At 59.5% G+C, this 20681-nt stretch carries 26 protein-coding genes and 1 pseudogene; 2 read left to right on the forward strand and 25 right to left on the reverse strand.

The window, feature by feature from the left end; translation table 11 throughout:
• Nucleotides 1-716: 716 nt before the first annotated feature.
• From ACOYW1_RS03245 to ACOYW1_RS03355, 23 genes and pseudogenes are all read right to left on the reverse strand, one after another.
• Nucleotides 717-1652 carry a contractile injection system protein, VgrG/Pvc8 family gene (locus tag ACOYW1_RS03245; protein WP_482421636.1) on the reverse strand — a complete coding sequence of 312 codons (936 nt, stop codon included), beginning with the start codon at nucleotides 1650-1652 and terminating at the stop codon, nucleotides 717-719.
• A gap of 1 nt (nucleotide 1653) precedes the next feature.
• On the reverse strand, nucleotides 1654-1860 hold the full coding sequence (locus tag ACOYW1_RS03250) for a tail protein X (RefSeq protein ID WP_482415172.1): 207 nt from the start codon (nucleotides 1858-1860) through the stop codon (nucleotides 1654-1656).
• Entirely contained in the window at nucleotides 1857-2294 is a 438-nt protein-coding gene (locus ACOYW1_RS03255; protein WP_482421637.1) for a phage tail protein, read from the reverse strand. Before ACOYW1_RS03255 ends, ACOYW1_RS03250 begins: the two co-directional genes overlap by 4 nt.
• 24 nt (nucleotides 2295-2318) lie before the next feature.
• A complete protein-coding gene (locus tag ACOYW1_RS03260; RefSeq protein WP_482421638.1) occupies nucleotides 2319-3188 on the reverse strand; it encodes a hypothetical protein in 870 nt (289 codons plus the stop codon).
• A gap of 785 nt (nucleotides 3189-3973) precedes the next feature.
• Nucleotides 3974-4894, reverse strand: coding sequence for a hypothetical protein (locus tag ACOYW1_RS03265; protein WP_482421639.1), 921 nt, complete (start codon nucleotides 4892-4894; stop codon nucleotides 3974-3976).
• A 490-nt stretch (nucleotides 4895-5384) separates the two neighbouring features.
• Nucleotides 5385-5630 (reverse strand): phage tail assembly protein, encoded by a 246-nt coding sequence (locus ACOYW1_RS03270; protein ID WP_180136728.1) that lies wholly within the window; start codon nucleotides 5628-5630, stop codon nucleotides 5385-5387.
• Between the two features lie 331 nt (nucleotides 5631-5961).
• Nucleotides 5962-6369, reverse strand: a pseudogene (locus tag ACOYW1_RS03275) (phage major tail tube protein); the annotation flags it as partial.
• Between the two features lie 404 nt (nucleotides 6370-6773).
• Entirely contained in the window at nucleotides 6774-7604 is an 831-nt protein-coding gene (locus ACOYW1_RS03280; RefSeq protein WP_482421640.1) for a phage tail sheath family protein, read from the reverse strand.
• A complete protein-coding gene (locus ACOYW1_RS03285) occupies nucleotides 7543-7950 on the reverse strand; it encodes a hypothetical protein (RefSeq protein ID WP_482421641.1) in 408 nt (135 codons plus the stop codon). Before ACOYW1_RS03285 ends, ACOYW1_RS03280 begins: the two co-directional genes overlap by 62 nt.
• A 54-nt stretch (nucleotides 7951-8004) precedes the next feature.
• Entirely contained in the window at nucleotides 8005-8601 is a 597-nt protein-coding gene (locus ACOYW1_RS03290) for a tail fiber assembly protein (protein WP_482421642.1), read from the reverse strand.
• A gap of 42 nt (nucleotides 8602-8643) precedes the next feature.
• Nucleotides 8644-9165: a phage tail protein gene (locus tag ACOYW1_RS03295; RefSeq protein ID WP_482421643.1), complete on the reverse strand. Its 522-nt coding sequence runs from the start codon at nucleotides 9163-9165 to the stop codon at nucleotides 8644-8646.
• Between the two features lie 111 nt (nucleotides 9166-9276).
• On the reverse strand, nucleotides 9277-9657 hold the full coding sequence (locus ACOYW1_RS03300; RefSeq protein WP_482421644.1) for a phage tail-collar fiber domain-containing protein: 381 nt from the start codon (nucleotides 9655-9657) through the stop codon (nucleotides 9277-9279).
• Nucleotides 9658-9760: 103 nt separating this feature from the next.
• On the reverse strand, nucleotides 9761-9898 hold the full coding sequence (locus ACOYW1_RS03305; RefSeq protein ID WP_482421645.1) for a hypothetical protein: 138 nt from the start codon (nucleotides 9896-9898) through the stop codon (nucleotides 9761-9763).
• 9 nt (nucleotides 9899-9907) lie between these two features.
• Nucleotides 9908-10126 (reverse strand): hypothetical protein, encoded by a 219-nt coding sequence (locus ACOYW1_RS03310; protein WP_482421646.1) that lies wholly within the window; start codon nucleotides 10124-10126, stop codon nucleotides 9908-9910.
• Nucleotides 10123-10479, reverse strand: a complete 357-nt coding sequence (locus ACOYW1_RS03315; protein ID WP_482421647.1) for a phage tail protein I — start codon at nucleotides 10477-10479, stop codon at nucleotides 10123-10125. The genes ACOYW1_RS03310 and ACOYW1_RS03315 overlap by 4 nt, the downstream gene beginning before the upstream one ends.
• Nucleotides 10476-11366, reverse strand: coding sequence for a baseplate assembly protein (locus tag ACOYW1_RS03320; protein WP_482421648.1), 891 nt, complete (start codon nucleotides 11364-11366; stop codon nucleotides 10476-10478). Before ACOYW1_RS03320 ends, ACOYW1_RS03315 begins: the two co-directional genes overlap by 4 nt.
• Nucleotides 11363-11719 carry a GPW/gp25 family protein gene (locus ACOYW1_RS03325; protein ID WP_482421649.1) on the reverse strand — a complete coding sequence of 119 codons (357 nt, stop codon included), beginning with the start codon at nucleotides 11717-11719 and terminating at the stop codon, nucleotides 11363-11365. Before ACOYW1_RS03325 ends, ACOYW1_RS03320 begins: the two co-directional genes overlap by 4 nt.
• Nucleotides 11720-12086: 367 nt before the next feature.
• Nucleotides 12087-12302 (reverse strand): hypothetical protein, encoded by a 216-nt coding sequence (locus ACOYW1_RS03330; RefSeq protein WP_482421650.1) that lies wholly within the window; start codon nucleotides 12300-12302, stop codon nucleotides 12087-12089.
• Nucleotides 12303-12312: 10 nt separating this feature from the next.
• Nucleotides 12313-12888: a phage baseplate assembly protein V gene (locus tag ACOYW1_RS03335; protein WP_482421651.1), complete on the reverse strand. Its 576-nt coding sequence runs from the start codon at nucleotides 12886-12888 to the stop codon at nucleotides 12313-12315.
• Nucleotides 12885-13418: a hypothetical protein gene (locus ACOYW1_RS03340; protein WP_482421652.1), complete on the reverse strand. Its 534-nt coding sequence runs from the start codon at nucleotides 13416-13418 to the stop codon at nucleotides 12885-12887. Before ACOYW1_RS03340 ends, ACOYW1_RS03335 begins: the two co-directional genes overlap by 4 nt.
• Before the next feature lie 154 nt (nucleotides 13419-13572).
• Nucleotides 13573-13755: a hypothetical protein gene (locus ACOYW1_RS03345; RefSeq protein ID WP_482421653.1), complete on the reverse strand. Its 183-nt coding sequence runs from the start codon at nucleotides 13753-13755 to the stop codon at nucleotides 13573-13575.
• A 16-nt stretch (nucleotides 13756-13771) separates the two neighbouring features.
• On the reverse strand, nucleotides 13772-13924 hold the full coding sequence (locus tag ACOYW1_RS03350; protein ID WP_482421654.1) for a hypothetical protein: 153 nt from the start codon (nucleotides 13922-13924) through the stop codon (nucleotides 13772-13774).
• A 1154-nt stretch (nucleotides 13925-15078) separates the two neighbouring features.
• Nucleotides 15079-15513 carry a Mor transcription activator family protein gene (locus ACOYW1_RS03355; RefSeq protein WP_180136718.1) on the reverse strand — a complete coding sequence of 145 codons (435 nt, stop codon included), beginning with the start codon at nucleotides 15511-15513 and terminating at the stop codon, nucleotides 15079-15081.
• A 237-nt stretch (nucleotides 15514-15750) separates the two neighbouring features.
• On the opposite strand from ACOYW1_RS03355, the gene ACOYW1_RS03360 reads away from it, so the two are divergent.
• Nucleotides 15751-16560 carry an XRE family transcriptional regulator gene (locus ACOYW1_RS03360; protein ID WP_482421655.1) on the forward strand — a complete coding sequence of 270 codons (810 nt, stop codon included), beginning with the start codon at nucleotides 15751-15753 and terminating at the stop codon, nucleotides 16558-16560.
• 11 nt (nucleotides 16561-16571) lie between these two features.
• Nucleotides 16572-17477: an EF-P lysine aminoacylase EpmA gene (gene epmA, locus ACOYW1_RS03365; protein ID WP_482421656.1), complete on the forward strand. Its 906-nt coding sequence runs from the start codon at nucleotides 16572-16574 to the stop codon at nucleotides 17475-17477.
• A gap of 790 nt (nucleotides 17478-18267) precedes the next feature.
• On the opposite strand, the gene ACOYW1_RS03370 is transcribed toward epmA, so the two are convergent.
• Both ACOYW1_RS03370 and ACOYW1_RS03375 read right to left on the reverse strand, forming a co-directional pair.
• On the reverse strand, nucleotides 18268-18858 hold the full coding sequence (locus ACOYW1_RS03370) for a pseudouridine synthase (protein WP_482421657.1): 591 nt from the start codon (nucleotides 18856-18858) through the stop codon (nucleotides 18268-18270).
• Nucleotides 18859-19396: 538 nt separating this feature from the next.
• Complete coding sequence (locus tag ACOYW1_RS03375) at nucleotides 19397-20356, reverse strand: class I SAM-dependent methyltransferase (RefSeq protein WP_482421658.1); 960 nt, start codon at nucleotides 20354-20356, stop codon at nucleotides 19397-19399.
• Nucleotides 20357-20681 lie beyond the last annotated feature (325 nt).

Genomic DNA, 20681 nt, shown 5'->3' on the forward strand with positions numbered 1-20681 from the left:
GTAGGATGGGCAAAGCGAAGCGTCCCCATCGTGCGGTTCGAATCCCAACGGTGCCGTTAAATGCATATCCCACCGGGACGTGGTAACCTTATATCGGTAAACGTGGGGTCCCCTCACCGGCTTTTGGGTATGCTCGGTTTATGTCGTGCCCGATGGGCACGGCACCACCTTTGCCCATCCTACCTGTTCACAAAACCTCTCCACCGGTCGCAGGGCGTCACCTCGTAGGATGGGCAAAGCGGAGCGTGCCCATCGTGTGGTCGAAATCCCAACGGTGCCGTTAATGCATATCCCACCGGGGCGTGAGAACCCCATATCGGTAAACGTGGAGTCCCCTCACCGGTTCCCGGGTATGCCAGGGGCATGCCGTGCCCGATGGGCACGGCACCACCTTTGCCCATCCTACCTGTTTACAAAACCTCTCCACCGGTCGCAGGGCGTCACCTCGTAGGATGGGCAAAGCGGAGCGTGCCCATCGTCTGGTCGAAATCCCACCGGTGTCGTTAATGCATATCCCATCGGGGCGTGAGAACCCCATATCGGTATACGTGGAATCACCTCTCCGGTTGCCGGGTGTGCAGGAGCATGCCGTGCCCGATGGTCACGGCACCACCTTTGCCCATCCTCATGGTTACAAAACCTCTCCACCGGTCGAAGGGCGTCATTCCGGATCCCTGATTCCCATCATCATGCAGCCTTGGGCCGCGCCCTGGCCCTTATGTTGTACCCGGTGCTGTCCAGGGTGTGGGTGACTTGGTCGAGCACCCACATGCCGTCAATGCCCGGCCCGATCTTCGCGCAGGTCCAGGGGCGTTGCGAAGGTCGAACCGGCCGGAGCACTCCAGGGAGAGGGTGGTCTCCTGCTGCGGGCCTGTGCGGTGGGCGGCCAGGGCCCGGGTGTAGGCGGCCTCGGAGGTGGGGGCAGGCACGGTGAGCACTCGCTGGGGATGCCCGGCACCCACCAGGGCGTGTCCCTTGGCCCCTCGATCCGTGTCCTGCCAGAAGGCCAGGGTGGAGCGATAAACCTTTCTGGCCACCTGCCTCATGGACCACCGGGTGAGGTCCTCTGCCGTGAGTTGCACCGGAGGGATGGCCGTCCCCGAGGCCGTGGTTCCCTTTCCTTTGGGCAGAAAAAGAAGGCGCCCAGCGGCTGCTTTGGCCATGGCTCCGTATCGTTCTGCCAGACGGCTGAGAAGGTGGAGATCGCTTTCGTTTTGGTCCAGGTGCTCAAGATGGATTTTATCGAGGCTGCTGTGGATCTGGGGGCTGAGGCCATGCTCCATGGCCAGGGTACGGACCAGGTCCCCCAGGCTGATTCCGTGCCAGGACCGCTCCTTGATCTCCTTGATGCTCTCGGTCATGTCGGTTGCGGTGCCCACAATGGTAAGGGTCTCGGCAGGCCCTTCCACCCGGAGTTCGTCGGCGGTGAAGCTTCCCATGGACGCCAGGCCGCTTTCCGCATAGCCCAGCCACACCTCGATGCGGGCCCCCGTGTAAGGAAGGACCACCCGGTTGCCCCTGTTGTCCAGTTCCAGAACGAGGGTGTCGGACCTCAGCCCGGCCTCGTCCAGAACGGCCAGGGAGATGAGCCGGTCCTTGACGGTGTCGGTGATGTCCTTGCCGTTGGCTTCAATTCTGTAGTCCGGTGTCATATCACTCCCACAATCTGATGGGGGCCTCGGTGACGGGCCCTGTGATGGTCGGAAGGGTGACGGTGAGCCCGGCAGGGAGCCTCGGGCCCCAGGCGGCAAGGCCGGGGTTGGCTTCAAGGGTCTCTTCCACCGTGCCGCAGGTGGTGCCGTAGAAGCGGTACACCACCTCGTCGAGCATGTCGTTGTCTTTGGTCTGGTAATGGGTCATTTGTCGTCTCCATAGGCGGACAGAGTCATGCGAAAGGTCTGTTTTCGCGGGATGCCGTTGGGCAGAAAAAAGGTCTGGGTCTCTTCGATGCTTTCGATGCACCAGCGTCCCCGGGTGTTACCGAACCCGTCGGCCAGGTGCAGGGGTTTTCCTTTTTTTGCCTCCTTTCGCATGGCGTCAAGCTGGCCCAGGCCTCCTTTGTAGGTGGGGTAGATGGTGCCGGACAGATCGATGGTCTCCTTGCCCATGCCCGTGAATTTCAGGGCCGGTCGTCGTCCGCTTCGGCTCTTCTCGGTCCAGGTGTAGGGGGTGGTGCGCCGGAGTTCCTGATAGGCCGCCGTGTCCACGGCAAACTTGTAGCCACCCAGGGCCATCATCAGGTGCTCTTTGACGCGCTGCTCTTCTTTCTCCTCTTTGGTCAGGTTCTTAGTCATAAAGCCTCCGTGCCTGTTCGCGTTTCAGGTGGCGCAGGACCTCCTGGGCCAGTTCCCGTGTGGATTGCCCTTCGGCGCCGTAGACATAGATGTTGATGGGGCCACCGCCGGCAGAGTCCGTTTTTTTTGTTTTTTCCTGGTGGCCTGTGCCTTTTTGTCTTGGACTGCAGGTTTATTTTTGCGTTTGCTTCCCTTGGGCTTCTGAACTGTTTTGGGCTTGGACGCCGTGCTCCCCGGTTTCGGGGTGCTGCCGACGCGTGCTCCGCCGGTGCTCTTGGCAAGGGCCGTGCCCGGTTTGGTCTTTTTCGAAGCCTTTGCGCTTTTTTTGTCTTTGGGAGACGCCTCTTTTTCTTTGGGCTCCTCGTCTTCGGATTTCTTTTTCCGGGAAAAAAGCCCCGAGAATGTTTTCCAGACAGCGCCGATGACCTTGAAGGTGGGCATGAGCCAGCCCAGGACGCCTTTGACTAACCCCATAATGCCCCCAAAGAGCCCTTTGAAAAACGCTCCCAGGGGTTTCCAGAACTTGATAATGAGCACCGCTGCCATGGCGATCCCGGCGATGGCAATGCCGATGGGGTTGGCCATGAAGGCAGCGGACAGGGCGCGGATGCCTCCGGCCATCATGGGGATCACCCTGCCTGCAAAGCCCATGAAGGTGCCCCCCAGGGCCTTGACCCCCGAGCCCATGGAGAGGAGCTTGGTGGCAACGCCCCCGATGGGGCCGCCCATGCCGGACATGGTGGTGAGACCTGTTTTCACCATCCACTCCCTGCCTGGTGTTTCCCAGATGGCCTTGGCTGTTTCGGCTTTTTCCTGAACGGCGTCGATGCAGCTGCCCACGTTGGAGAGAACCGATTGCAGGGGTTCAAATTGGGCAGGGAGGCCGAGGTCCATGTGTGCCATCTGGCCAACTCGGCCGAGGGTGGTTTCAAAGGCGGCCGTTGCTTTTTAACCGTTTGGAAGATGTCGCCGGGTGTTTTTTTTGCTTTTCCACCGGCCTTGTCCGAAGCGTTTTTTTCACCCTTTTTCGATCCGCCAAGTCCCTGTTTCAGGCCTGCCCACACGTTTTTCGCTGCGTCCACGCCCTCTTTGGCGCTGTCCCAGGCTTCCTGGGCGCTTGCCGCTTTCTCCTGAAGGGATTCCAACCCCTCGCTGAAATCGGTGACAACCGTGGTAAGGGGGGCAAGGCTTGCAGGAAGGGTGATGTCACCGGTGTCCAGTCCCTTGAGGATTGCCCGAGCGACTGGAAGGAAGAGGCCGCCGTCCCGATGCCCTGGAAAACGGAGCCGGGCGTGCCGGAGGGGTTTTCCGTATTTTCAGCATCCTCTCCGTCCTTGGCGGGCTTTTTACCAAAGCCCTGCTTCAGGGATGCCCATGCGTTTTTGGCCGCATCCACGCCTTCTTTGGCGCTGTTCCATGCATCCTGTGCGGTGGCTGCTTTGTCCTGGAGAGATTCCAGGCCTTCGCCGAAATCGGTGACCACGGTGGTAAGGGGGGCAAGGCTTGCAGGAAGGGTGATGTCACCGGTGTCCAGTCCCTTGAGGGTGCCCAGGGCGGTCTGGAAGGAAGAGGCCGCCGTCCCGATGCCCTGGAAAACGGACCCAGGCGCGCCCGGATTGGTTTTCCCGTATTTTCAGCATCCTCTCCGTCCTTGGCGGGCTTTTTACCAAAGCCCTGCTTCAGGGATGCCCATGCGTTTTTGGCCGCATCCACGCCTTCTTTGGCGCTGTTCCATGCATCCTGTGCGGTGGCTGCTTTGTCCTGGAGAGATTCCAGGCCTTCGCCGAAATCGGTGACCACGGTGGTAAGGGGGGCAAGGCTCGTCGGAAGGGTGAGCTCTCCTGACCCAGACCCTGGATGGAGCCCAGGGCTGATTGAAAGGAACCTGCCGTGGCTTGAATGCCTTGAAGGATGCTTCCGTCAGGAGCTTCCCCGGCGTCTCCCAAGCCCTCTTGCAGGGATGCCAGAGCGTTTTGCGCCGCGTCCATGCCTTCGTTTGCACTGTCCCAGGCTTCAACCGCCGTGTCTGCGCTCTCCGTGATGTCCGAAAACGCCGATCCCAGTTTGGAGGCCGCCGCTGTGACCCGCTCAAGGGCTGTGCCGGGCCTGGCTGGATCGTCCGCGTCACCGGCCTCTTTTTTCGCCTTCCCCGGCTTTTTCTGCCGTTTTTTTTGGGCGGCTTTTCCGGGTGCCTTTGTGTCTGCTTTGGTCTGGTTGTCTTTGGGATCCTTGAGGGCTTTAACGGCCGCGAAAGCCGAGCCTACACCGCCTTTGGCTTTTTCCCAGGCTTCCTGTGCCAGTTCTCCGGTCTCTTGAAGGGGAACCACCGCCTTGCCCAGGTCCGTGATGATAGGTGCCAGGGAGCTTAAGGCATCGCTCACGGGCGTTTTGGGTTGTTTGGGAGTGGCCGTAAGGGCGGCACCCGGCATGTTTTTTTTTGCCTTTCCGGTGGCGCCTTGCGTACTGGAAAGGCCAAGGGAGAACTCCTTAAGGCTTTGCCCAACGCGGCTGATCTGATCAATCACGGCTTCACCCGCGGCCACCATGGCCTGTGCGGCCGAGGTGCCCGTGGGGAGTGTGAGTGTGTCTGTGGATGCCATTTGTTTTTCCTCAGTAAGCAGGGCAGGCCCAGGATCACGAATGCTCCGGGGTTCGTTCCTCACCCCTGCACATTCGCTGACGGGCTACGCCCGTGCCCAACAGTAACGTTTATGTCGGTTTCTTTGGTTAGCCCGGAGATCGCTTCGGCTCTGAACCCGGCGGTTAGACGCATGACTGTCGTGTAACGATTTCACGTTGGCCTGTGTTGGGTATTCAGTTGCCGGGTTAACATGCTTTGGGCGAAGCCCGATCCGAAGGCCGTTGCGTTTTGGCCCGAGGAACGAGGGACAAAGCGCAACGGCAACCCGCTTTCGAGGTGGCTCACCTCGCCGCCGGAGGTTGTTTTTAGGCCCCGTCGTTATTCCAGGGCCTCCCTCAGGGCCTGGTGCCATGCCAGGAGCTCTTCGCCGTCGAGTTCCAGGAGCTCGCCCAGGCCCCAGCCTGTGTGGGTGGCGATGTCAAGGGTGAGGGCTCTCGCCGCCGACGGGCTTAGGATAAAAAATCCTGATAGGTCTTCTGGAGCTCGGCGTAGTCTGCCATGTCCAGTTCCTGGATGAGGTCCGGGGTGACTTCACAGAGGTTGGCAAAGACGTGGATTTCGCGCTCGGCGTCGCTTTTGCCTTTTTTCTCTCCAATGAGCATGTCCCGCACCTTGGGACGTCGCATGGAAAGGGCTGTGGTTTCGATGCCGTTGAGGGTCACGGGGAATGTGAGGGTGAGGGTGGTGGTGTTCATGGGTGTCTCCTTATAAAAAAATAGAGTCGATTCAATCGTGTGTTTATTGAGGCAGACGCAGGCTTGAGATATGTCCTACGGTGGCCGTCGGCTTTTCAGGATTCGTAAAAGGCCCGTGGTGAGCCAAGATAGTTGGAGCGCCGCACTCCTGTGCGGCTTTTTTTTGGGTGCGGCGCTCCTTAAACGAACACATGGGTCGCTGCCGTTCAGGGTATGCCGGTTTCACCAGCACAGCCGACACCATATGTAAAACCTGTTTGGCAAACCCGATTTTTAGAAATCAGGCAAAAGGTTGGCCCCCGGCAAGGTCGCCGGAGGCTTTTAACCTTATTTACTTAAATCCCAACGCCTGGCGCTGTTCGAGGAGCTGGTCCACGCCGTTGATTTTGCGGACCATGTTCTCCACATCGAGTTCGATGAGGACGGTGCCCGCGATGGTGAGTTTGTAGTAGCGAAGGGCCACGGAGGCTTTGAGGGAGGTGTCGTCCCCGGCTTTCCAGGAGCCTGCGTCCAGTTCTTTGAAGCCGCCCTGGAGGTTGATGATGATCTCATCGGTGCCTTGATCGTTCTGGCGGGCGCCACGGAGGGTAAGGCTCACGGCTTTTCCGTTCACCAGGCCGAATTTTTTGTAGATCGCTTCGCTGTACTCGCCAAAGGTGAGGGTGGCTTCGAGCTTTTCCATGCCCATGTCCACCTCCACGGGGGCGTCCATGCCTCCTGCGCGAAATTCTTCGGTTTTGAGGGTGAGCTTGGCGAATCAGTCGGTAATCTTTCCTGCATACCCTACAGATCCGTCCACAAAGGCGGTGAAATTTTTCAATTTTTTAGGCAGCATAAGGTATCTCCTTGTTTGGGTAAGGCTCTCCCGGCCCCGTTATGCGGGGATGTTGGGAAGGGGCCTGTGTGTGTTGGGGTTATGACCCGGTCTGTTTCAGGCAGAGTCGGGTGATGGATGATTGCGCGGTTATGTCACCACCGATGATGTTCCGCGGGCGAAGCCCGTCAGCGAATGAGACGTCCCTGAGGAATCCGCCTTCGTCCATGGCAAGGTATTGTTACCTGCTCAACGTCAATGGGCTACGGCGCGACAAGCGAAGGGACGGAGCATTCGCGAACCTGGGGTCCAGGGGATATATCCCCTGGTTATGAGGCAGAAAGGACCTGGTTCACCAGCTCGGTGTAGTGCCCGTTGTCCCTGTGGGCCCGGAAGGTAAGGTGCTCCAGGGGCGCAGGGGGTTCGATGTCGAAGTCGAGGTAAAGCTTGCCCGCCATGAGCTGTTCCTGGCTGTTGAGCTCGGGGTCGAGCCAGCAGGAGCCGCCCAGGATGGCGCCCACGGCTTTGAGGTGCCGGAGATAGGAGCCCACGCTCTCCTGGATGTCCAGAACGAGGTTGGCGCTCATGGGGCGGTCCATGGCCCAGAGGAAGGCTTCTTCAATGCTCTCGTAGATCATGTCCGCGGTGCGGCGCACGGAGAGGAAAGCCCACATCGGGTCGGTGGCCGTGGTGCGGTTGCCCCAGAGGCGGTAGCCGTTCTTCTGAACGATGGTGGCCACGCACTTCTCATTGAGGCGGTTGGCCTCGGAGGCGGGGTCGCTCATGTGAAAGGCCACGGGCCGAGCCGTGCCCACGATGCCGTTGACAGGCTGGTTGGAGGGGCTCCACCAGAAGCCTTTCTCAGCATCCCGCTTGGCGATCATGCCCGCAACCCGCGCCGAGGCAGGCTGCACCGCGTTGGCCTTGGTGGCGGGGTCCCACACCTTGACGCCGGGATCCACCACAAACACGCGGTCGCTGCCCAGGGTCTCCCGGTAGGCGATGGCATCGGTGGCGTTTGTGTTGGGGCCGTCGGCAATGACAACGGCCCGCATTTTCTCGGCCAGGCCCTGGAGCTCGGCCACCACGGGGTTGGCGTCATCTCCGGTGCGGGTGCCGGTAAAACCGGGGGCACAGGAGGCGGGGGCTTGCCTTGACAACGCTTTCCGCGGCCAGAAAGGCGTGAACCCCGGTGCCGGTAGCGGCATCGCCCAGGACATTGGTGAGGGTGGCTGCGTCATCGGCGCCTTCGTCCACGCGCACCACCACCACCATGGCTCCGGCCTGGTCAAAGATGGCGTCCAGGGCCGCCTTGAGGGTGCCCTTGTCTCCCAGGGGCGCTGCCGCCCTGGGCGTACCGGGGATCGGGCGTGGCAGGAAAAGGGCGTCGTCGGCGTCGGGTGCCGTGCCGATGAGGCCGATGACCGCACTCTTGACGGTGCGAATGGGCCGGGTGCCGTCGTCGATCTCAATGGTTTCGATGCCGTGCAGGAATGTTTCGCTCATAATGCTTGTCTCCTTGTGTGTTGATATCTCTCGTGGGTGCCGGTAACCCGGCGGTTAACCTTTATTGGTTGCGTCGTATGGGGTTGGCCTGGGGGGCTGCTCCGGCCAGGGCACCTCACCCTCGGGCCAGGGAAATCCGGGTTGGTCCGGCAGGGTGCACAGTGCATCGGCCCAGGCGTGCCAGGCGTCCCGCTGATGGGTATAGTAGGCCAGGGGCTCTGGGACTTCCCGGTTGTTGTCTATCCAACGTGTGAGTTGTTGGATGGCAGGGCTGTAGGTCTCTGAAATCTTGGCGTCGCGTTCCTGGCGTCTTGACTCGGCCATCATGGGTATGTCGACAATCCAGGCGGTTCCGTCGTGGATTTGGTGGAAATGCGATGAAGGGGGCGTTGTTAATACCCCGGGAGGCAAGAGCTCACCAATGTTTTTGATGGTGTTGTGGGTGCCATCTTTTTTCCAAAAAGAGACTCCTCGAAAATCTTTTTTAATTACCCATGTCCCGTTTTGAAGGACATTTACTTCATTTTTTTGGGTGGTCAGGGGTTGAATCATTGTTGAGGTTTTTGGGTTGAAGAGGTATTTGTCATTCGGGTTGTGTGTTTCAGGGTTATACATGGGGTTTTTGTTTGGTCGAGTTTCATTCCCTTGCATGTATTCGCCTGTTTTCTGGATGAGCGTTATATAACGTAGACATTAGTAGAAAATACCTCCCCATTTAACTCTGTTGATAGGTCTTGATTCGCCTCTTCCATCATGCATTGTGTTGACATGCACAGAATCATTTTCAGCATAAGCTACGTTATTAACAACTGTTCGACGTCTCCAAATTTGGTCTGTGTCACAAAAACAGCCTTCACTTCCTAACTGTGGAGTTGCTGACATCTCTGTTGGTAAACCATGGATATGAGACTTATTTATACTATATTGTATTGTCCCAACATGGTCCCCAATAGCACCATCACCGCGATCACGGCGTTGCTCAATATCAGGGTCAATATTTGCGCCATGGTCCCAGAAGCGTGGGAATAGGCCGCGGTCATCCGGTAAATTGAAATGGTCTGAGTCTGCGAAACCATATATGGTTCCTATTTTTTTAAATAATTCAGGATAGTCAGACCGGAGCAACGAAGCGCCGTTACGCTCAAGCAACCGACGAGAGTCCATTTCTTCAATCCTACGGCGCGTAGGAGAGCATAATTTCATCTCCTGCTTCATAGCCTCTTAACTCACCACACCCCACTTGGTCTGGTGTGTGGGTGTGTGGTGAGGGGGAAACACTGTCGGCTTTATTTTGATCTGCACGTCCTTACCGATTCCCACCACGCTTTAAGCTCGTTCAGGCACAACCATCTTTATCGCATCTTCGCCAGCATCCACCTCCTCCTGGGAGGCAATGGCTGCATCGCTCGATTGTCTTCCGTGGCCTGTGCTGTTTTTTCGGCAAGATCCTGCCGGATATCTCGGTGTGATTCCCCATGCTCGTTGTGAACCGCGATTTTTCGGTCCACGTCTCCGTTGGCCCACCACTCGAGGGTCCACGGTGAGGCTGACGCTGTCGGCGTTTTCAAAATGGACGGGAATGCGGATGACCATGTCCCGAACAGAGCCGTCTGCTGCCACTGGTTTTGGGGTGTCGGGAAAGTTGCCGACGATGCAGAGGGCGCCGGTTTCGTCCTTGAGGCCTACCTCACGGACGGTGAAGGGCACCGTTCCGAGGGCACGGCAAACTCGTAGACAAAGGTATTCGCGTCTGTACGGCTTTGGGTGATGCTGGAGATGGGGCCTTCCCATACAGGGCTTTTAAGGTCGGTCATTCCCTTGCATGGGGACAGGAGGTGCACCACCGTCTCCCACCCGCCGTGGGCATGGTGAATTTTTTATCCTGAGCAACCGATGCACCGATCTGTTGCAGTCCGGCGTCGGTCCACAGGGTGTAGAACTCTGACATGATGCTCCTTTATCTGACGTCGTCCCCTAAGCCGATGCGGCCCAGGGGGTAAATTGTGGTGACGATGCCCGAGGCCGTGGCCGCTGAAAACAGAGGCTTTTGTGTCAGGCCCTCGGGGATCAGTGAAATGGTTCCTAATTGGCTCCGCGCGTTTTTGGCACGGTTTGCCAGGGCAGACACCTCATCGTAGGTGGCTTTGTCCACGGCGTATCCGGCGGGTACCTTCACCACGAGGTCAAAGGTGCCGGGTGCACTCTCCTCGGAGTTCTTCCACCCAGCTTCTCCTCCACCTCCACCCGGAAGCCCAAAGCAGAAAGGGCGTCTTCCACGGCGCGTCGTGTCCCCTTGGTGCGGTGGAGGGCCGGGCTGTTTTGGATGACCCGTCGCTTCTGGTCTTTGGTCCAGGCAGGATCCCAGGTGTCCACGGACAGGGCCCAGGCCAGCCAGGGCAGGGTTTTCTTTAAGCACGTGGTCGGGTCCCAGAGGTGGTCCGTGGGCACGGGCAGGCTCTCCAGCCGGTCAGCCAACACCGCATCCAGGGCCCGTTCCAGGCGGGTGCTGTTGGGAGGCAGTATGCTCATGCCATGACCTCCAGGGTCGTGCAGTAGGCAGCCTGGTGGGCGAGGGCCGGAATGTCCGCCGTGGGGCTCGTCAAGGTGACCTTGCGTACCCCGGGCTGGTGGAGGGCGGCATAGATCCCCGAGAGGGTGATGCCGTCTCCCAGCCGGTGGTGGGATTGCACGTAGTCTTTCACTGCATCCCGGGCTGCGTCCGTTGCCACCTGGGTGTCCGGTCCGTCGTAAAAGGCCAGGGTGGCATGGATGGCATAGGGCAAAATGGTTGCCTTTTTTACGGTGACCTCGTCGGTTAAGGGCCGCACGTCGCCGTCGGTAAGGGCCGTTTCCACCGCTTGAACCACTGCGTCAGATGGGGTGCCGTCTCCCTCTCGGCCAAGGACGGTAACCTCCACCTTGCAGGGGCCGGGGTTGGTGACGGACGCGTCCCGGCATCCGGGCACCTTAAGGGCCGCATAGAGGTAGGCACCTTCGGGCCCTGCCACGGAAAAACTCTCCGGGGCCATCTGGAGGCGCCGACGGAATTCGTCGTCGCTCTCCAGGACAGGGGGCACCGGGGACGGCATCGGGATCCCCGGGTGGATCACCTTTCGAGCAGCCGGGGTGAGAGCGGCCAGGTTGTCCAGGTCGCTGCCCACGGCATAAGCGAGCATCACGGCCCTGGCACTGTCGTTGATGCGCTGGCGAAGCAGAAGTTCCCTGTAGGCACCGGCTTCCAGAAGCTTCACCACGGGGTCGGACTCCAGGTCCAGCAGGGGGGCGTCTTCCGCATGGCCCCAGTGGTCTCGAAACGTGGCTTTCCACTGGTCCAAAATGGTTTCGTAACTGAGCTCCTCGACAACGTCGGGGGCCGGGAGCCGGGTCAGGTCAATGGTCGGCAGGGCATGGCTCATTGGACTATCACTCCTTCCATGAGGATCTCCTTGCCCAGGGGAAGGTAGTCTCCCCGAAGGCTGAGGGTGAGTTGGCCGGGCCCGGCGGAGACGGATTCCACACGGGTCAGGCGAAAACGGGTTTCCCAGGTGGCCAGGGCTTCGGCCACGGCGGCGAAGACCTCCACATTGAGCCCCGGGGTCATGGGGGCGTGCATGAGCTCCGGGAGCCGGGAGCCGTAGTCCCGCCTCATGACCCGGGAGCCCAGGGGCGTTGAGAGGATGTCGCCGATGCTCTGTTTCAAGTGGTCGTAACCGGAGAGTCGGGCGCCGGTTTCAGCGTCCATCCCCACGGCGGGGATCGTGTCGGGCATTGTTTCTCCTTTAAAATTGCCTCCGGCGGCCTCGCTCGGGGCCAAACTTTTGAAAAGTTTGACAAACAGGCTTCGTTTCTGGTGCACACAGCAACCTTGCATTGCCCATCTTATTTTCGAAAAGTTTTTGCGGAGCTTTTTTTAAAGCGACCCGCCGGAGGCAGTGCGGTTAAATCTGACAGTCAACGGGTTACGTGAATGAGTCCCGGTCTTTCAAGGCTTGTGGGACAGCTCGTACAAACCACCAGCTTATGTATCGGGCGAAGCCCGAGTCGAAGGCGTTTGCGTATTTTCCTGAGGGACGAAGGAAAATGCGCAAGCGCAACCCGCTTTCGAGGTGGCTCACCTCGCCGCCGGAAGCTTGCCCTTATGAGATGTTGCCGGAGTGTTCGCCATCCGGGGCACCGGAGGTGGTGGTGACCACGGCGTGGGCGGTGATTTCGTCGATGATGCCCTGGCACAGGGCTTCCAGGCTTTTTTGGGCAAAGGCCTGGGCCTGTGCCGGATCGGACGCCTGTACCGGCTCCAGGGCTCCTTGTCGGGTTCGGATGGCGTTTGCCATGCCTTTGGCTGTCATGGCCATGTGGCCTCCTTTACTTGGTTGAGGTGACGCTTGCGGACACATGGACATGGGGGGTACCCGTAAAGGGGCAGAGGCAGTGTCCGTTTACCGTGCCCAGGCAGGCCCCAGTGCTGTCTCCGTCGTGGATAATGCCCCCGGATCCTTTGACGGTTACCTTGCCCCCGGAGGTGAGGGAGGCATCTCCGTTGCATGTGCCCTCCATGGTGCCGGGGATGGTTGCGGACAGGGCATGTGCCTCCCGGTCGTACTGAATGACGGCACCGTCCTGGTAAGCGGTGCGGTGAACGGTCTTAACGTCTGCGGGTGCGGGAAACGCATCCCTGGGAATGCCGGGAAGCGCCACACCCAGGGCCGGGTCCCCGCAGGGGCACAGGAGCATCACCTGCTCTCCGGGTTCCGGGGCCCACCACTGGCTGTCGGGGCCTGCCCGGTGGGTGAGCCAGGGAAGCCAGTCCGTGACAATTCCCCCTGACGCCACCCGAACCCGGGCTGTTTTTTCATCCAGTTCCTGCACCGTTCCCACGAGGAGCAGGCTTCGGAGGCGTCGTTCCAGTTCGGCGATGCGGTACTCCAGTTCAGTCATCATGGGGTCACCTCCAGGGTTGTGTAGTCGCCTTCATGGCCCGGGCCGATGTTGGGGGCCTGGCCCGTGAAGAGGCGGGTGGGATGCTGCGCCGGGGAGGTCCAGAGGGATTCGCCCAGGCGTAGCATCTGGTTCCAGGTGAGGGTCCAGACAGCCCGTTCCCCGGAGGCCAGGGGGTGGGAGGGGCACCCCCTGGCCTCGACTCCCCCGGCGGGGTGGGCGCTGGCCAACCCCCAGGTGGTGCCGGGAATGTGAGCAAGGAGTCCTTCTACCAGGTTGAGGAGGGTGGCGTCCGGGGTGACGGGGCCCGCGATCACCGCCTCCAGGGAGAGGGGAAGGTCCCACTCGCCGGTGGCCGTCTCCAGGGCGGTATCGGCCCCGGCAAGGGCGACCCAGGCACGGGGCCCGTCGTCTCCGCCTTCAGGGATCGTCTCGGGAGCGAGGTCGCCCAGGCAGGGGGTGCACGCGGCCAGCCCGGGAAAAGTGCGGGTGAGGTCCGCGCAGATGGCGTGAAGCAAAGATGCGATGTGCATGGGGCTCTCCTTATGGATGACGGGGCGCAGTGTCTAACCCCGCCTGGGGTTTCGGTTTGGGTTTGATCGCTCATTGATGGGTGCCATTCTACGCAACCCCCGGTATCGTTGGGTTTCAAACGTTTCACTGGAAACAGGGGCGGGACATTCTTTCTTAGTGATCGTTCAGCAGGTGGGCCTGGATCATGTCCACGGCGCCTTTGACTCCGTCCATTTTGCCGGAGAGGCCTGCCACCTGCTCAGCCATGTCGTTGAGCCGGTCGTAGACCGCGGCGAGGTCCTCATGGGAGAGGGCATGGGCCATGTCGGTCTCCAGGCGTGTGAGTCGTCCGTCCATCTGAATTTTAGCCTGATCAAGCCGTCGGGCCGAGCTCTTTGAGCTCCCGGGCTTTGGCATTGAGTCGGGAGTTGAACCAGACGTAGAGGCTCACGGCCAGGGTGATGAGGTACTGGATGATGTTGAACCAGAACCGGAGGGATGCGTAGTCTGTGGAATGTTGCTCCATGGGGTCTCCTTGGAATGTGTGTGTGGTGTTGATTGAAAAGCAGGGTGCTTTAGGATTTTTGCCCGTGGAGGGGCGGTGCAAGAGTAAACCACGGCAGGGGATGGAGATGGGGTTGAAGGGTTTAAAAAAAGGGAAGCATGGCAATGTGGTTTTTTTTTACACGTTGTGCGTGGTTTTCGTCGGATGGGCAAAGCGGAGCGTGCCCATCATGGGGCAATGACCCACCGAATGACCATGTGGGAGCGGCGCTTCATAAGGGGTGATGCTGGATAGGAACCAAAAATATATGGGGTGATGTGCCAACCGCCGTGCCCGATGGGCACGGCACCACCTTTGCCCATCCTACATGTAGCGCGTGGTTTTTGTCGGATGGGCAAAGGGGAGTGTGCCCATCATGGGCAATGACCCACCGAATGACCATGTGGGTGCGGCACTTCGTAAGGGGTGATGCTGGGTCGAAACCAAAAATATATGGGGTGATGTGCCAACCGCCGTGCCCGATGGGCACGGCACCACCTTTGCCCATCCTACATGCAGCGTGAGGTTTCCGTAGGATGGGCAAAGCGGAGCGTGCCCATCATCGGGCAATGAGCCGTCGGATGGCCATGTGGGAGCGGCACTTCGTAAGGGGTGATGCTGGGTCGGAACCAAAAATATATGGGGCGATGCGCCAACCGCCGTGCCCGATGGGCACGGCACCACCTTTGCCCATCCTACATGTAGCGCGTGGTTTTCGTAGGGTGGGCAAAGCGGAGCGTGCCCATCATCGGGCAATGACCCACGGGATGACCATGTGGGCGCGGCACTTCGTAAGGGGTGATGCTGGGTAGGAACCAAAAATATATGGGGCGATGCGCCAACCGCCGTGCCCGATGGGCACGGCACCACCTTTGCCCATCCTACATGTAGCACGTGGTTTTCGTAGGATGGGCAAAGCGGAGCGTGCCCATCATCGGGCAATAAGCCGCCGGATGACCATGTGGGAGCGGCGCTTCATAAGGGGTGATGCTGGATAGGAACCCAAAATATATGGGGTGATGCGCCAACCGCCGTGCCCGATGGGCACGGCACCACCTTTGCCCATCCTACATGTAGCGCGTGGTTTTCGTAGGATGGGCAAAGCGAAGCATGCCCATCATGGGCATTAAATGGGATCAGGACCAGGCGAGGGGTTCCCGGCTTTTTGTCTGGCGCAGGGCGCGCTGCTTTTTGATGATGTTGTAGATCTGGGCGGTGGTGAGTTTACTCCTTGCGGCCAGCTCCCGGTGGTTGTCGCCGGTGAAGGCGTTGTAGATGGCCGCATCCCGGATGGCCCGCTTGAGGCGGTCGTCCCGGGGCAGGTAGATGCTGCGGCCGCCCAGGTGGTGGGAGAGGACCACCACGATGTCCTGGGCGTGGGTCATGGCCTGGTCCGGGTCCATGTGTTCGCGGGTTTCCAGGTGGTCCGTGAGTACGTCCACGAGCTCGGTGAGAAGAGCGGGCCAGATACGGGGGGCGCTTCGGATGACGGGGTCCATGGCGTCCATGATGTGGTCGGTGTCCATCATGTCGGGGGAAAAGGTCTCGGGAGTGAGGGGCTGCTTGTTCAAGGTGTGTCTCCAGTGCTTCGGGTGATGGATGGGTTCCGTGTGTACGTCACCAAACAGTTAGGGCGCCTGACCGGGCCGTAGGGGTTTCATGGTTGGTATAACCAAAGGAATTGTGGTACGGTTGGGCCGTTACGTCCAAAGTTTGGAAAAGAATAACCAATAAACATTGGTTTATCAACAATAAAATTGGGTGTCACACAAAAAGATGTGCGTGTGGTGGCCCCCTGAGGCATAACCATGAAAAATAATGAAAAAAACAGCCAGGAGCCCTATCCGGCAGGGAGTAAGGGAAGCGGTCACGGGGCGGGTACCTCGACGGGTAACCAGGAATTTGGTGATCGTCTTAAGATGTCACGTGAAAAACTTGGCCTGAGCCAGGCCGGGTTAGGGAAAAAAATTGGTGTAACCACCACCACCGTACAGAATTACGAGTACGGCGGCTCACCCAAAGGGGATGTGCTGGTACGCATGGCCGAGGTCCTCGGCTGCTCTCTGGATTGGCTGCTCCTGGGCCAGGGATCCCACGGCGGGGCGTTGTCCGCGGAAGGTGACGGCACCTTTTCGGCCGAAGGCGTTGTGGGGCGAAATGGCGGCGAGTTCACGGTCCCCGTCCTTGAAGAACCCAACACCGACAACTACAACTGGGTCCCCATGGTGGAGGCGGAACTCTCGGCCGGGGGCGGCTCCCTCATGGCCAGTGAGCGCATCCGGGACTACTACGCCTTTCGAAAGCGTTTTATCGCCAACATCGCCACCTCCCCTAAAAATTTGGTGCTCATGCGGGTCTCCGGGGACTCCATGGATCCTGAGATCCGCAACGGAGCCACGGTGATGATCGACCTGGGCCGTCGCAAGATCAAAAACAACTGCATCTTTGCCCTGGGTTTTGAAGACACCATCATCATCAAAGAGCTGGAAAGGCTCCCCGAAGGCCGGGTCCGCATCATTTCCAAGAACCGGGAGGAGTACCCCGCCTACGAGGCAGAAGCCAACTCCCTGCGCATCATCGGCCAGGTGATCTGGGGCGATCGACTCTACCCCATTTAAAGGATCCCGCCATGAAGATTCATATGGAAAACCTCCACCGACGTGCGCAGATCACAGCTTCGGTGCGCCGTTTTTTTATGGAGAAAGGGTACCTGGAGGTGGAGACACCGTTGTGGGTTCCGGCTCCCATCCCCGAGGCCCACATCGACCCCCTGGAGGCTGGAAACGGTTACCTTCAGGCTTCGCCGGAGCTGTGCATGAAAAGGCTCCTGGCCGCCGGGTCCGGGCCTATTTTCCAGATCACCAAGGCCTTCAGAAAAGGTGAGCGGGGAGCAAAGCACATCCCGGAGATGACCATGCTGGAGTGGTACACCCCCGGCGCGGACTACGAGTCCCTCATGGCCGATTGCCAGGGTCTCTTCCTTGCCGTGGCCCAGGACCTGGGCCTGGGAACCACCCTTCAGGTCCAGGGCAAGTCCATCCACCTGGATCGGCCCTGGAAACGACTGACCGTTAAGGACGCTTACTCCCTTTATGGCTCCGAGCCCATGGACCAAGCCCTTTCTGGAGACCGGTTCGACGAGGTCATGGGCCTTGAGGTGGAGCCCCGCCTCTGCGGCGACACCCCGGTGATCCTTTGCGACTACCCCGCCCCCATGGCCGCCCTGGCCAAAAGGAAAAAGTCGGATCCTTCGGTTGCCGAGCGCTTCGAGCTCTACGTGGAAGGCCTGGAGCTGGCCAACGGCTTTACCGAACTCACCGACGCCGACGAGCAGCGAAAGCGCTTTGAAGAGGAAGTGGCCCTTCGCAAGCGCCTGAACAAATCCACCTGGCCCGTCCCCGAAGCCTTTCTCAACGATTTGCCCCACATGCCTCCCTCGGCCGGCATTGCCCTGGGCATGGATCGCCTTGCCATGCTCTTTTGCGGCGCCGAGACCATCGACGAGGTGCTCACCTTTCCGCCTGAAAGCCTGTAAGGAAACGGGAAAAACCTCCGGTGGCTCAAGGGCTGAGCCCTTGGAAACCAGGTTCGCGAATGCTCCCGGCCTTCGTCCCTCAGGCCGATCACATTCGCTGATGGGCTTTGCCGGTGTCATTCTCTAAGGGGCTGGAGCGCCGCACTCCGTGAGGCATATCGTATCGCACCAGCAAAAAAAGCCGCACAGGAGTGCGGCGCTCCATAAGGGCCGGCGTGGCATTCTTGAACGGCTTGCATTGCGCAGTGTCTGCGGCATGAGAAAACCCACAAACCCCACAAAAATGCCGCCATGCTTTACCCCGAGTAACGAGGGGGAAAGCATGGCGGCAACCAGCTTTCGAGGTGGCTCACCTCACCGCCGGAGTTATTCCGGTTAAAGTCAAGCAAACCCCAAAGTTCTTCATCGTGTTTTTAGAAGAATGAAATGGGCCTCTCCTGCAAAGACCGTTGCCAGATGGTACACATCACGCGAATGCCTCGATAACGCAGGCCGAATGGGTCACCACCATGCATTCGCCATGGGGTGTCAAGGTGCCCCCACCTTGCCGCCGGAGGCAGCCAGGTTAAAGACGCCTCCGGCGGCCCTGCCGGCAAGCTTTTGAAAAGCTTGACAAACAGGTTTTTTGCTCAATTTCACGAAACTCTTCGCGGAAGCTCTTACCCTGAGGAACGAAGGGGAGGGCTTCTGAACTGGGGTCTCAGGGGTGGCGAAGCCACTTAAGCTAAAAATTCCCTGGCCGCCGGAGGCGCTCTTCCCCTTGCACTTTAACCATAGAAGGCACGCTTTTTTATTCGTCTTCGGTCATGGCATGGATCTCGTCGTCGGTGAGCTCGCGGCAGTGGCCTTCGGGAAGGTCTTCCGGGAGTTCGAGGCTGCCAATGCGGTCGCGGTGGAGTTTGACGACTTGGGCGCCCAGGGCTTCGAACATGCGGCGCACCTGGTGGAAGCGCCCTTCGTGGATGAGGAGGGTGGCGTGGCCCCTTCCGGTGTCGTCCGGGTCATGGAGGGTCAGGGTGGCGGGAAGGCAGGGGCGGTCGTCGTCGGGGAGGGGCAGGCCCTTTTCCACCTGGGCCACCGCGTCCTTCGCCAGGGTGCCCTCAAAGACGACGCGGTAGCGTTTGCCCACTTTTTTGTTGGGGTGCACCAGGCGGTGGAGGAGCTGGCCGTCGGTGCTTAAGATGAGCAGGCCGGAGGTGTAGCGGTCCAGTCGCCCGGCGGATTTGGGTTCGGCCTGTTGCCATATCTCGGGAATCAGGTCGTAGATCAGGGGGGATTCGGAGGGGTTGTGACTGCACGAATAGCCTTCGGGTTTGTGCAGCATGAGATGCACCTCGGTGGGAGGCAGCTCGACCTTTTCTCCGTTGACCAGCACATCCATGGGATTCCACACCCTCCCTGGCGCTGGTCTCGATCTCCCCTTCGAACGTTACTGTCCTGTGCTTGAGAAGCGCTTTCACATCTTTGCGTGTGCCGTACCCGCAATGGGCCAGCAGTTTATCCAGTCTCATGGTGTGCCTTCTATGGTTAAAATGGGTGGAAAAAGCAGGCCTCCGGCGGCGAGGTGAGCCACCTCGAAAGCATATAGCCCTTGCGCTTTCTCCCTCGTTCCTCGGGCCAAAGCGCAAGGGCCTTCGGCTCGGGCTTCGCCCGACATAAACCCTTATGGTTCTTGCGGGCTGGCTCACAAGCTTCGACGTCACAGGATACGTTTTTGTTACTTGTCCATTGTGGATTTAACCACACTGCCTCCGGTGGCCAAATGTTTGTCTGATTTTACGGCTCGCATTTGACAAGCAAGGCTTAATCACTTTCAGGCACCGTCGAAATTATATCGATATGTTCCCATAAGAAACGTTTTTTGCGGAGCTTTTTTTCAAAAAGCGACCCGCCGGAGGCTCTTACCGTCTGGCAACTCTTCAGCACCTTGCCTGCCAGACGTGGAACCTGGGGCTCTCTTTCAATCGCGTGACTTTGGAAAAACTCTCTTCAAGCCACCTCTTTACCGGGACCTGACGCTGGACAACCAGGGTGAGGCTCTTTGTGCGACCCGGCGCTTCCCGGATCAGGGATTCCAGGATACCGAAATCTTCGGAGACCCCTTTGTGGATGGGCGGGTTGCTGACAATCATGTCCCATGGCCCTTGCCCCTCCAGGGCATGCCAGCCGTCGCCAAGGTGGGTGTGGGCTTCGGGCACGTTGAGGCGTGTGGCCTCGACAGCCAGGGCGTCGGCGTCCGATGCGTCCACGTGGGCGGCTCCCCGTGCAAGGAGGCCCGCGGTGAGGACTCCGGTTCCGCACCCAAAGTCCAGGACGCGTCCCTGGACGTCAAGGCCGTCCAGGAGCAGGGCCGTGGCTTCGTCCACACCGCCTTTGGCAAAGAGCCCCGGGTAGGTCACCCACGGCAGGGGTTGGGCGTCCAGAACCAGCTCGCCGTGCTGAGCCCACTGGGCCAGGGAGGCCTTCATCTCTTTGGGGCCTTTGGCCTGTATAAGGCGGCATTTCTGGCGGTAGCTTACGGTGTCGACCTCGTCGAAAAGGTCGGCAAGCATTTTGGGAACGGATTTGATGCCCTCGTCGTTGGCACCATAGATATAGAGCTCGCCGTCCGGGCTCAGGGCCCCGCCAAGGGCGTGGACCGCCATCTCCACGGCGAGGCGTCCCTTGGGCAACCGCAGGGTGGCCACGTCAAAGGGACCCGGAGACGGCCAGGCTTGGCCGGCTCGCTCGCCGGAGGACCAGCGGCTCCAGAACTCGGCTCCCAGGGCATTGGCAAGCCTCCCGTCTTCGGCGACCAGGGTTGCCCGGGGAAGCTCGGGGAGTTCTTCCTGGGCGAACCTGCTGACGTGCTCTTCGTGCAGGTCGGCACGTTTGTTCATGCGATTTTTTTTCATAACATATGTTTTCCGGGAATAATCCGTTCCTTAGAGGTTACGGCAGCGAATTCATGGCAGTACAACCGATGCGGTTGCCGATGTATTGTCCGAACTCTTTAAGCAATGTGGTACATTGTTGAGTGACACTCTTTTCTTCCATGGATTTCAGGAAAGGTGCCGTGGCAACTGATATGACAGAAAATTGCCTATGACAAGGCAAAGGGGAAAACATCGCCAGGGGGCGGTGTCGACCATGCAATTTTACTGTGAGTCGGCCTTTTGTCTCTTTGGGGGTGTCTGGTTAACCACCTAAAATGGCAGTTGATAT

This window comes from Desulfoluna sp. CYM3A (assembly GCF_056829965.1).